At 41.9% G+C, this 9,747-nt stretch carries 14 protein-coding genes; 8 read left to right on the forward strand and 6 right to left on the reverse strand.

Translation table 11 applies throughout. The annotated features are described in order from the left end of the window. Nucleotides 1–94: 94 nt before the first annotated feature. The 3 genes from N2K84_RS19515 to N2K84_RS19525 all read right to left on the reverse strand — a co-directional run bounded on the left by N2K84_RS19515 (nucleotide 95) and on the right by N2K84_RS19525 (nucleotide 2,060). Complete coding sequence (locus N2K84_RS19515; protein ID WP_282593515.1) at nucleotides 95–820, reverse strand: DUF3307 domain-containing protein; 726 nt, start codon at nucleotides 818–820, stop codon at nucleotides 95–97. Between the two features lie 4 nt (nucleotides 821–824). Continuing rightward, nucleotides 825–1,475 carry a sugar-binding transcriptional regulator gene (locus tag N2K84_RS19520; RefSeq protein WP_282593516.1) on the reverse strand — a complete coding sequence of 217 codons (651 nt, stop codon included), beginning with the start codon at nucleotides 1,473–1,475 and terminating at the stop codon, nucleotides 825–827. A gap of 84 nt (nucleotides 1,476–1,559) precedes the next feature. Then, nucleotides 1,560–2,060, reverse strand: coding sequence for a metallophosphoesterase family protein (locus N2K84_RS19525; RefSeq protein WP_282593517.1), 501 nt, complete (start codon nucleotides 2,058–2,060; stop codon nucleotides 1,560–1,562). 63 nt (nucleotides 2,061–2,123) lie between these two features. On the opposite strand from N2K84_RS19525, the gene N2K84_RS19530 reads away from it, so the two are divergent. Continuing rightward, entirely contained in the window at nucleotides 2,124–2,618 is a 495-nt protein-coding gene (locus N2K84_RS19530) for a SixA phosphatase family protein (RefSeq protein ID WP_282593518.1), read from the forward strand. A gap of 79 nt (nucleotides 2,619–2,697) precedes the next feature. Next, nucleotides 2,698–3,399, forward strand: a complete 702-nt coding sequence (locus tag N2K84_RS19535; protein WP_282593519.1) for a 16S rRNA (uracil(1498)-N(3))-methyltransferase — start codon at nucleotides 2,698–2,700, stop codon at nucleotides 3,397–3,399. Between the two features lie 3 nt (nucleotides 3,400–3,402). Here the strand turns inward: N2K84_RS19535 and N2K84_RS19540 are convergent, their stop codons facing one another. Then, a complete protein-coding gene (locus N2K84_RS19540) occupies nucleotides 3,403–4,644 on the reverse strand; it encodes an aminotransferase class I/II-fold pyridoxal phosphate-dependent enzyme (RefSeq protein WP_282593520.1) in 1,242 nt (413 codons plus the stop codon). A 138-nt stretch (nucleotides 4,645–4,782) separates the two neighbouring features. Between N2K84_RS19540 and N2K84_RS19545 the strand changes: the two genes are divergently transcribed. Genes N2K84_RS19545 through msrA form a run of 6 tightly spaced genes read left to right on the forward strand, consistent with a single transcriptional unit; the run spans nucleotide 4,783 to nucleotide 7,881 of the window. Beyond that, nucleotides 4,783–5,439: a DUF4159 domain-containing protein gene (locus N2K84_RS19545; RefSeq protein ID WP_282593521.1), complete on the forward strand. Its 657-nt coding sequence runs from the start codon at nucleotides 4,783–4,785 to the stop codon at nucleotides 5,437–5,439. An 11-nt stretch (nucleotides 5,440–5,450) separates the two neighbouring features. Next, nucleotides 5,451–6,026, forward strand: coding sequence for a flavodoxin family protein (locus tag N2K84_RS19550; protein ID WP_282593522.1), 576 nt, complete (start codon nucleotides 5,451–5,453; stop codon nucleotides 6,024–6,026). Nucleotides 6,027–6,072: 46 nt separating this feature from the next. After that, entirely contained in the window at nucleotides 6,073–6,312 is a 240-nt protein-coding gene (locus N2K84_RS19555) for a 4a-hydroxytetrahydrobiopterin dehydratase (RefSeq protein ID WP_282593523.1), read from the forward strand. After that, a complete protein-coding gene (locus N2K84_RS19560) occupies nucleotides 6,309–6,884 on the forward strand; it encodes an SNARE-associated domain-containing protein (protein WP_282593524.1) in 576 nt (191 codons plus the stop codon). Before N2K84_RS19555 ends, N2K84_RS19560 begins: the two co-directional genes overlap by 4 nt. Before the next feature lie 59 nt (nucleotides 6,885–6,943). After that, complete coding sequence (locus tag N2K84_RS19565) at nucleotides 6,944–7,243, forward strand: DUF6787 family protein (protein ID WP_282593525.1); 300 nt, start codon at nucleotides 6,944–6,946, stop codon at nucleotides 7,241–7,243. Nucleotides 7,244–7,263: 20 nt separating this feature from the next. Next, complete coding sequence (gene msrA / locus N2K84_RS19570; RefSeq protein ID WP_282593526.1) at nucleotides 7,264–7,881, forward strand: peptide-methionine (S)-S-oxide reductase MsrA; 618 nt, start codon at nucleotides 7,264–7,266, stop codon at nucleotides 7,879–7,881. An 85-nt stretch (nucleotides 7,882–7,966) separates the two neighbouring features. Here msrA and N2K84_RS19575 read toward each other — a convergent pair whose 3' ends face one another. Both N2K84_RS19575 and N2K84_RS19580 read right to left on the reverse strand, forming a co-directional pair. Further along, nucleotides 7,967–8,476 (reverse strand): threonine/serine exporter family protein, encoded by a 510-nt coding sequence (locus tag N2K84_RS19575; RefSeq protein ID WP_282593527.1) that lies wholly within the window; start codon nucleotides 8,474–8,476, stop codon nucleotides 7,967–7,969. 66 nt (nucleotides 8,477–8,542) lie between these two features. Then, the gene (locus N2K84_RS19580) at nucleotides 8,543–9,313 is read right to left on the reverse strand and encodes a threonine/serine exporter family protein (RefSeq protein ID WP_282593528.1); all 771 of its coding nucleotides are present in this window, start codon (nucleotides 9,311–9,313) and stop codon (nucleotides 8,543–8,545) included. Between the last annotated feature and the right edge of the window lie 434 nt (nucleotides 9,314–9,747).

A 9,747-nucleotide genomic window follows, 5' to 3' on the forward strand; every position in this document is an offset into this window, starting at 1 on the left:
AATCACACAAATTTTAAAAGCACAAAAAACTCGTGTTTTTCAAATTTGCCGGCATAATCCTTTTTGCAAATAAACGTTATTAAGCTGCTCTATTTTAGCTGATAGCGGAGCTAGCCAACATTCCGGTAAAAATTGCGATTGTAAAACTGATCAAGGTTCCAATCAGAACATATTCAGACATAATTCTGGCGTTTGCTTCGCTTTTTACAGATATACGCAAAATTGATTTTGCAGCGATCAAAAATCCAATTGCTTGAAATTGTGACGTAAGTACAAATGTCAGTACGAGTACTCGTTCTAAAATGCCAATCCACTTGCCCGCATCTTTCAGGTTTGGTTCAATCTCGCGGTTAATCTGCTTTTGCCAACGCCGGGTTGCTAGATTGATAATAATCATGGATGGCCAGATCACAAAAAAATAAGCGGTTAGACAGACAAGCACCTCATGATCAGACAAAATACCATTAATCGCTGCAATTAAATTGTGAAAATTGTTTTCAACCACTGCGACAATGAATGCCAATACTGCAACATGTACCAGTTGGTCTGCTAAAAACCAAAGCAAATTATTGATCTTATCTGGTTTCAGGTATATTTTGCCCAAGTCTGTCAAATAATGAAATGTGAAGATAAATACGGGTATCTTCCAGCTAAAATAATCAAGTGCAAAAAGTGTGGACAATACCGTTACAATGGAAATGTGAAACAACAATTTCACTGATTTTACTCCATGCTGGTTTTTATCGCTTACCCACGAATTGGGCTGCAATATAAAATCGGCCATAAAATGAGCCAAAAGCAAACGAAGGAAAAGCACCATAACGTCACAATTTTGAGACAATATCTTTATACCTGTGATCCATTTTTTCAATCAGGCCCCAATGCGCAAGTTGTATCCGGTTACTTACAGATGGTTGGGTCAGATTCAACTTTTCCGCAATTTCTGACTGCTTAAATCCCTGAACAAGATAATAAATTACTTCAGCCTGTGCCATAGTCCAGCCATCTAAAATATTTTCAAGGAATGAACAGGACAGATCTAGTTCTTTATTATATTCGGCATTAGTGGTAGTGATTATAAAAGTTTGTTTTTTCTGTTTCATCTGGTCGAGTGCCCTACCCGATAAAACAAATGGTTCTTCAAGGGTTTTCCCAATTTCATCCGGTATCGTTTCTGCATTTCCAACAGCAAGCGATATCCTCAGATCTAATTTTCTCTTTATTTGCTGATGTTTCAATACAATTTCACTCTTTTTAAAATAGGACTTCAAATAAATTGCTTTCAGGAATGCTTTTTCCACGTCTTGTATCATTATCTGAAAGCTGTCGCCTCTGCTGGTCAATATCGATTCTCCTCTATTCACGAGATAGTTATTTGATGGCTCTTCTAAAAACTGTAATGTTCCCAGAAAAGCATTTTCCTCAAATTTTGAAGAATCGATTACATCTGCTGATATTACTGCTAATTTCTTCACATAGCAAATATAGGATGTTATATCTATAAATACAACTAATAGACTAATAAGTCTATGTACTATCTTATTAGATCATTTAATCTATCAAAATTGTACTCGTTCAAATTCCAATATTTCCAGATCCCGGATTGTCGATCCATCAATTATAAAACGCACGGCTGTACAGATCGTATGAAATCCTTTATTCCCGGAGGCTCCCGGATTAATGTGCAGACAATTAATTTTTTTATCGAAGATGACTCTCAAAATATGTGAGTGTCCGCTGATAAATAGTTTGGGTGGTTTGCTATATATTTCTTGCCTGATTCGCACATCATAGTGTCCTGGGTACCCTCCGATGTGGGTCATGAGTACATCAACGTCTTCACAAAAAAAACGTTGATTTTCAGGATACATTCGTCTCAAAATGTGATCATCAATATTTCCATATACGGCCCTGAATGGTTTTAGCCTGGCTAATTCATCGGCTAATTCAACGGTGCCAATGTCCCCGGCATGCCATATTTCATCAACTGTTTCCAGAAAATTAAGGGTCCTGCTACTTATCGAACCATGCGTATCGGAGATCAATCCTACTCGTTTCATTAATGAGTTTTGTTAGTTTTGGTGTTCAAAATTAGCTTAATTTAGCACATAAATTTCTTCAACATGAAACGTGTAGTACTTGTCAGACATGCAAAGGCTGTTCCTTATGGGTATGAAGATGATTTTGACCGGAAGTTGCGCAGCAGTGGTAAAGCGGATGCAATATTATTGAGTTCGAAACTGAAAGAGAATAAGGTAACCCCTGACTTGATTATTTCAAGTCCGGCAAAGCGGGCGGTCAAGACAGCAGAAATTTATGCTGATACTTTTCACTACCCCAAACCGAAAATTCAATTGGAAGAGGATTTATACGAAGGTGTTACCACACAGGACTTTATTGATATGCTCCGTGAGATTTCGGAGGAGGTGCAAACGGTTTTTGTGTTTGGGCATAACCCTACGATTTATTATCTGACCAACAATCTGGTCCGTTTCTTCAACAGTGATATGCCAACGTGCTCAACGGTTGGGATTGATTTTAAAATTGAAAGCTGGAAGGATATTTCATCGCGTGGTGGGGAACTGTCTTTTCACCTGGTGCCGAGAAACTTACGATAACAACAACCGACCAGTCCGAATTTTTTCGACCATTTTATCTTTCGGGTTATTTTTGTAATACTTTTTTCAATACTAATTCATGCAGCTTTTTTTTACCCCTGATATAACAGAACCGGAGTATTGCCTTGACGAAACAGAATCGAAACATGCTATTCGCGTATTACGCATGACGAATGGCGACCTGATTCAGTTGGTTGATGGGGCCGGAAATTTCTATGAGGCTAAAATTACAGCGGCGAATCCGAAAAAGTGCCGGATTGAGGTCATCAAAAAGGTCAGCAATTTTGGAAAACGCTCTCATTATCTGCACATAGCAGTTGCCCCCACAAAAAACATCGACCGTTTCGAATGGTTCCTCGAAAAAGCAACAGAAATCGGGATTGACGAAATTACGCCCGTGTTGTGTGATCATTCGGAACGAAAAGTAATAAAAGATGACCGCCTGGAAAAAGTGATTATTTCGGCCATGAAACAGTCGCTAAAAGCATATTTGCCCAAACTTAATCCGCTCACTCCTCTTGCCGGGCTTTTATGTGGCGGGGTTGAGGGAAAAAAGTTTATCGCTCATTGTTACGAACAAGATAAGCGTGAGTTAAAACACGAGGTGGCGGGGAGCATGTCAAACCTGATTTTAATTGGCCCTGAAGGGGATTTTTCGGAAAATGAAATTGAGCTAGCCATCAAAAATGGCTTCATTCCGGTAAGCCTGGGAACAAGCCGCCTGCGAACGGAAACAGCAGCTATTGTTGCCTGCCATACTGCCAACCTGATGAACGAGTAAGATTTACCGGCCAACCTGTCCCAACGCTTGCTCAATATCTGCAATCAAATCCGCAGCAGCCTCAATTCCCACCGACAAACGCAACATGGTATCGCGAATTCCCATTTCGTTCCGTTCTTCTTCCGAAAACTCAACATAAATGGTTGAATAGGGATGGATGATCAGCGATTTGTTGTCGTTTAAGTTGGTGGCACGCCGAATAATTTGTAGTTGGTTCATAAATGCGAAACATGCTTTCTGCGATTCCAGGTCAAAAGTCATGATCGTTCCGGGTTTTCCCGAAAATTGTTTTTCAGCCAGATTAAAATCTGCCGAAGTTTTCAATCCCGGATAGGTAACTTTTTTCACCTTTGGGTGCTTCTCCAGAAACCCACCCAAAGCCAAACAATTTTCGAAACACCTTTCCAGGCGCAATTCCAGCATGTCCAATCCCATAATTTGAAAGTGGGCAGTATGCGCGGTCATGCTGCCACCGGTATTGCGATAGTAATTTTTTCGTAGCCGGGCAATAAAAGCATCTTTGCCAAATTTTTCAACCTGCTGCGTCAGATTTGGGTTCAACGACCAGTCGTAAAGCCCATTATCCAGAATCACCCCGCCAAACGAAGTTGCCCCGCCCGAAATAAATTTCGTAGTGGACATCACTTCAATATGAACCCCAAGGTTTTTGGAATTGAACACAACCGGCGGGGTAACTGTACTGTCGGCCACCAATAGGATATGATGTTTGGTGGCAATGGCTGCCAGCGCCTCAATATCGGCAATCTCCAGTTGTGGATTTGTTACGGTTTCAAAATAAATCAAACGCGTCTTTTCATCAATCAAGGCTTCAACCGCATCCGGGTCAGTGGTATCAACGAAGCGAGTTTCCAGTCCATAGTTAGCAAAACTCTGATTAAAAAGCGAATAGGTATGTCCAAACAAATGGTTTCCCGATATAATATTATCTCCGGCCTTGCAAAGTGCCAAAATGGTATTCGAGATGGCAGCCATTCCCGATGCCAAGGCAAGTGCCTGATGAGCACCAGTCAAGGTTTTCATTTTTCGCTCAAAATATTCTACGGTTGGATTACTGGTACGCGAATACACATGCGCGGGCAACTCGCCCCTGAAATTTGCGGCAATATCCTCAGCCGAAGCAAAGTCAAAAGCAACCGACTCATAAACAGGCATATCAAGCGCCCGGTGGGGATCATCTTTCGGAAAGGGTATGTTTAACGAACGGGTAGTAAAACTTTTCTGCATGGAGCTCCATTTTTTTCAGTTGTAAAAGTAACAGCTTTTCGGCAAATTGGTTTTTGAAGTTTCATCCAGATTTAAGATTTACTTGTTTTTTGAAAGAACTGGAACATTCTTTTTATCTTTGAATTTCAATTTTTTAAAATGGCGAAATACCTGGTACTTTTAGCATTGGTCATTCTTTTCCTTTCGGGAGCAGCCCAAAACCCAGACCTGAAAATCGGACTGATTAAATACAAAGGCGGCGGTGACTGGTATGCCGACCCAACTGCCTTGCCCAATCTGATGCGCTTTTGCAATCAGGAGCTAAATGCCACTTTTGCCAATGAACCCGGAACGGTAGAACCCGGGAGCATAGAGTTGTTCAATTATCCGATGGTGCATATCACCGGCCACGGGAACATTATTTTTACCCATGAAGAAACCCGCAATCTTCGGCTCTATTTCGAAGCTGGCGGCTTTCTGCACATCGACGACAACTACGGCATAGACTCATACATACGCCGCGAAATGAAAAAGATTTTTCCGGATCAGGAATTCATTGAGTTACCGCCGGATCATCCGATTTTTCATCAAAAATTTGATTTTCCGAATGGCCTGCCCAAAATTCATGAGCATGACAATAAGCGCCCCCAGGCATTTGGGCTTTTTATCGACAACCGGCTTGTTTGTTTATATACTTACGAATCGGACATCAGTGATGGATGGGAAGATCCGTCGGTTCATAATGATCCGCCCGAAATCAGACGCAAAGCACTGGAAATGGGGGCAAACATTGTAGCATACGTTTTTAGCAATTAACCTTTTCAACCATGAAAATTCTTGGAATAAACGGAAGCCCGCGAAAAAGCGGGAACACAAGGCTTTTAATCGAAACGGTCTTTAAACCGCTCGGCGAAGCAGGCTTCGATACCGAACTATTTCAGATTGGGGGCAAAAAAGTTCATGGCTGCACCGCCTGCGGAAAATGCCGCGAAATAAAAGACAAACGTTGCCATATAAAAAACGATATCATCAATGAATGTATTCAGAAGATGATTGATGCCGATGCAATCATATTGGGCTCGCCGGTATATTTTGCCGATGTAAGTACCGAAATGAAAGCATTAATTGACGTAGCAGGCTATGTTACGCGCGGAAACGGTCACCTGCTGAAAAGAAAGCCGGCAGCAGCCGTGGTTTCGGTGCGCCGTGGCGGGCAATTGCATACCTTGGAAACGATGAACAACTTTTTCCTGATTAATCAGATGATTGTTCCCGGATCAAGCTATTGGAATTTTGCATACGGCAAAAATCCTGGCGACGTTCTGAGCGACGAAGAAGGCATGGAAACCATGCAAACCTTGGGAGAAAATATGGCTTGGCTCCTCAATAAGATTACAGGTTAATTTGAAACCTTTCGGCCAACCCGCTTGTTTTGATCATAAAACGAAAATGATGAATTGGAAAACAGAAAACAACCAACTCGAGAAAGTATTCAATTTTCAAGATTTCTCGCAAGCCATGCAATTTGTAAACAAAGTGGGCGCCTTGGCCGAAAAAATAAACCATCACCCTGATATACTGATATTTGCATACAAAAAAGTAAAGATCAGTTTAACGACACACAGCGCAGGAAACGTAACCAGCCTCGATCACGAACTGGCAGAAAAAATAGACCGGCTAACACAATGACTACACGAATAAAAATCAAGTTTTTGCTGAAAAACTTATTGCGCGGCGTACTATATGCGGCCGTCATTGCCGTGGCCTACTTACTTTTCAAAACCTATATAATCGAAGAAAATCAGCAGGTTTGGATTGAACGGTTTTACAGCCAACCGCTACTTATTTACCTGATTTACATTGGATCGGAAGTGTTCTTTGGCTTATTCCCACCCGAATTTTTTATGCTTTGGGCATTTCACAAAGGCGATACCCTGCATTACTTTTTAAACCTTGCATTTTTTGCCGGCGTATCCTACGGAGCTGGCTATCTGGCCTTTCTGATCGGAAGATACCTGCGCCGGGTGATTATTTTCCGGTATATGAGCCGAAGATTTTTCAGCCATTACTGGCCACTCTTCCGCAAATACGGCTCGGTGCTTATTATTGCAGCTGCGCTCACTCCCCTGCCCTGGGCCGCTATTAGCATGCTAGTCGGAACAACCGAATATCCCATGAAACGATTTATCTCGTTTGCTTTTTTCAGGATTTTACGTTTTGCGCTGTACGGCTATATCGTTTTCCAAACCCACCAATTCTAACAAACCATTCGCCTTTCCGTTTGTTTGTATCGGTAAGAAATAGTAATCAAAGAACAATCATGTTTGATAAATTGAAGCGTCGCTGGAACGTTGAATCCAATATCCAATTGGCCATTATTTTATTTGTTTTTTCCATTAGCGGATCTGCAACCCTTTTTTTCAAAAAGTTCATCTTTAGCTGGATCCATTTCGACCCACAATGGCCGTTCCTGATGAAAGCGCTGATCTACGTTCTGACCATTATTCCTGTATATCAGGTCACTCTTTTAGCGATTGGTACCTTATTAGGACAGTTCGCATTTTTTTGGCAGTTCGAGAAAAAAACGCTACGCAGGTTTGGCATTAAACTCGACAGGTAAACCACCGTAAACTACAGGAAGTGAATAAAAAAGCGATCATCGTGATCTTTCTCAGCAGCTTATTTTCGCTTACAGCCGCACAATCTAAATCCGAAAATATGGAAATTGCCACATTCGGCGGCGGGTGTTTTTGGTGCACCGAAGCCATTTTTAAAGAATTGAAAGGTGTTGTATCGGTAACCTCTGGCTATTCCGGGGGCGATGTAGTAAATCCTTCATATAAAGAAATATGCACAGGCAGGACGGGACACGCCGAAGCCATTGAAATAGAATTTGATAATTCAGTAATTTCCTTTACAGAATTACTGGAGGTTTTCTTCGCCACTCATGACCCAACAACTCTTAACCGTCAAGGCGCCGATGTAGGAACTCAATACCGGTCGGTCATTTTTTATCACAATCCCAGCCAAAAAGAAGTGGCCGAACTGGTCATCAATCAACTCAACACCGATCACGTTTTCGGGAAACCGGTGGTCACCGAAGTAAGTGCCTGGAAAAATTTCTTTAGAGCAGAGAATTATCACCAGGATTATTTTGAGAACAACCCGGCTCAAAGCTATTGCCAATTTGTTATTGTACCGAAAGTGGATAAATTCAGAAAGATTTTCAAGGACAAATTAAAATCAACGGTAAAGTAGCGACCATTACCTGTTAAAAATGCAGGCATTCTACTGTTAGGGAGCAAAGGCACAGTGCTCCCCTGAACTGCAAAAAACGCTGCGCCTATTTTTTAATCAATTCCTCAATTTTCAAAGGAACTTTTATTTCCTTGGCAGACTCGCGACGTGTGAGCAACATGGGGGCCGAAACGCCCAAAGACAAAGCCATGAGCACAAAAAAAGCTTTCAGTCCGTTATCCACCGTTTCATCCAACAACTGAATGAAAGTATCGGGATCAACTTCGCCAGTGAGCCGGATGATGCCCAACATCATCCGATAGGCAAATGCCCCCGGAACCATTGGAATTACCGCGGGAATCGCAAAGACAAATGGCGGTGAATGTTTAAAATGAGCAGCGCCGATACTTAAAAAACCAACCAAGACGGCACCTAAAAAAGAACCCAAAATAATACCGCCCCCCAGGTTCAACGTCAGAAATTTTGTTGCCCCGCCCAGTGCTCCCATCAAAAATATGGCCCACAACGTACGTTGCGGAACGTTAAACAAGATGGCAAAACCGACAGCGGCAAAACCAAGCCAAACCCATTTTTCAAAAAAAGCAATCCATTCCATGTTTCAAGTAAAAAGTTAAAAGGCAACAACCACTAACATCCCAATTAATACCAATAAACCAGAAGGTTATATATTATAAATCAAGATGGCGCTTAATAATCCCAGCGCTATCGAAAAGGCAATTATCAGTCCGTGAATTCCCCGCACCATACCATTCATCAGGTTTCCGTCAAGCAAATCCGACAGGGAGTTGATCAACGGGATACCGGGAATAAGATATAAAACAGAAGTGGCAAAGGCATAGTCAGGATGCTCACCTAGCTGCAATTTCACCGACAGGCCTGAAATTATTGAAGAGACAAAAGCTGCAAAAAATATACACAGGTACGCATTAAAAGACTTTTTCAATGCTCCCTGACGCACAAACAAGCCCACAAAAGTAGCCACAAAAGCAACCAACATTTCGATATGGCCTCCGCCAAACAAACGGCAAAAAGATGCGCCCGCCAACCCCACCATCGACAAAATGACTAAACGCGGATAATGAGGAAGCGACTTCAACCGGTCAATTTCCTGTTGCACCTGCGAAAAATCCCACTTTTCTTCAACAATTCGCCAACTCATCCGGCTAATTCCACTTACCATCCTGAAGTTGGCCCCATGAGGAGAAGTGCGCTTCAACCGGCTGAAAAAGTAGTCCTTATCTTCGTCGTACAAGGTGAGCATCAACGCCCGGTGGGTAATCAACAATTCGGCATTGTACCCATACGCATTAGCAATGCGCAAAATAGTAACTCGAATCCGTGCCGTGTTTGCTCCCGATGCCATAAGCAGCGACCCAATTTCCAATAGCAACTTACACAGCTCGTTAATCTTCTCTTCGTTCGATTTCACCATATACTTTTGCTTCCTTTTTAAAACAACGAAATAAATGAAAATTTGCATCATCCGATGGCAAATCCCCTCCCCGCCCAAACAATTTAAACTAATCTTATAATCATCTCAACGAAGAATTACTTTACTGGTTTCATTATTCCGGAAAGTGAGCGATAAATTGTCGATAAGTTGAATGTTACGGACAAAAGACCGCATGAAAGGAAGGCACTAAACGACTATAAAGCAAGGCAATGTTATTCAAACTACCCGATTGAAAAGTATCGAGAATGCAACAAAAATGAAAAGTGTACCATAATTTGTTCTTAAAAATGACAAAAGCCGCAAAAACTGCGACTTTTTGTACCCCGGACGGGATTCGAACCCATGACCTACTGCTTAGAAGGCAGCTTGGCACTCCTTTTATTCTCTTGATATCGTGTGATTTATGCACTTGG

Origin of the sequence: Gaoshiqia sediminis (assembly GCF_025907915.1) — a bacterium.
GTDB classification, from domain to species: domain Bacteria; phylum Bacteroidota; class Bacteroidia; order Bacteroidales; family Prolixibacteraceae; genus Gaoshiqia; species Gaoshiqia sediminis.

Excerpts from the sequence above, each read along its gene's own strand:
- N2K84_RS19540 (WP_282593520.1), bottom strand. The coding sequence starts at position 4,644 with ATGCAGAAAAGTTTTACTACCCGTTCGTTAAACATACCCTTTCCGAAA.
- N2K84_RS19560 (WP_282593524.1), top strand. The coding sequence starts at position 6,309 with ATGACTACACGAATAAAAATCAAGTTTTTGCTGAAAAACTTATTGCGC.
- N2K84_RS19535 (WP_282593519.1), top strand. The coding sequence starts at position 2,698 with ATGCAGCTTTTTTTTACCCCTGATATAACAGAACCGGAGTATTGCCTT.
- N2K84_RS19565 (WP_282593525.1), top strand. The coding sequence starts at position 6,944 with ATGTTTGATAAATTGAAGCGTCGCTGGAACGTTGAATCCAATATCCAA.
- N2K84_RS19575 (WP_282593527.1), bottom strand. The coding sequence starts at position 8,476 with ATGGAATGGATTGCTTTTTTTGAAAAATGGGTTTGGCTTGGTTTTGCC.
- N2K84_RS19525 (WP_282593517.1), bottom strand. The coding sequence starts at position 2,060 with ATGAAACGAGTAGGATTGATCTCCGATACGCATGGTTCGATAAGTAGC.
- N2K84_RS19515 (WP_282593515.1), bottom strand. The coding sequence starts at position 820 with ATGGTGCTTTTCCTTCGTTTGCTTTTGGCTCATTTTATGGCCGATTTT.
- N2K84_RS19580 (WP_282593528.1), bottom strand. The coding sequence starts at position 9,313 with ATGGTGAAATCGAACGAAGAGAAGATTAACGAGCTGTGTAAGTTGCTA.
- N2K84_RS19555 (WP_282593523.1), top strand. The coding sequence starts at position 6,073 with ATGATGAATTGGAAAACAGAAAACAACCAACTCGAGAAAGTATTCAAT.
- N2K84_RS19550 (WP_282593522.1), top strand. The coding sequence starts at position 5,451 with ATGAAAATTCTTGGAATAAACGGAAGCCCGCGAAAAAGCGGGAACACA.
- N2K84_RS19545 (WP_282593521.1), top strand. The coding sequence starts at position 4,783 with ATGGCGAAATACCTGGTACTTTTAGCATTGGTCATTCTTTTCCTTTCG.
- N2K84_RS19530 (WP_282593518.1), top strand. The coding sequence starts at position 2,124 with ATGAAACGTGTAGTACTTGTCAGACATGCAAAGGCTGTTCCTTATGGG.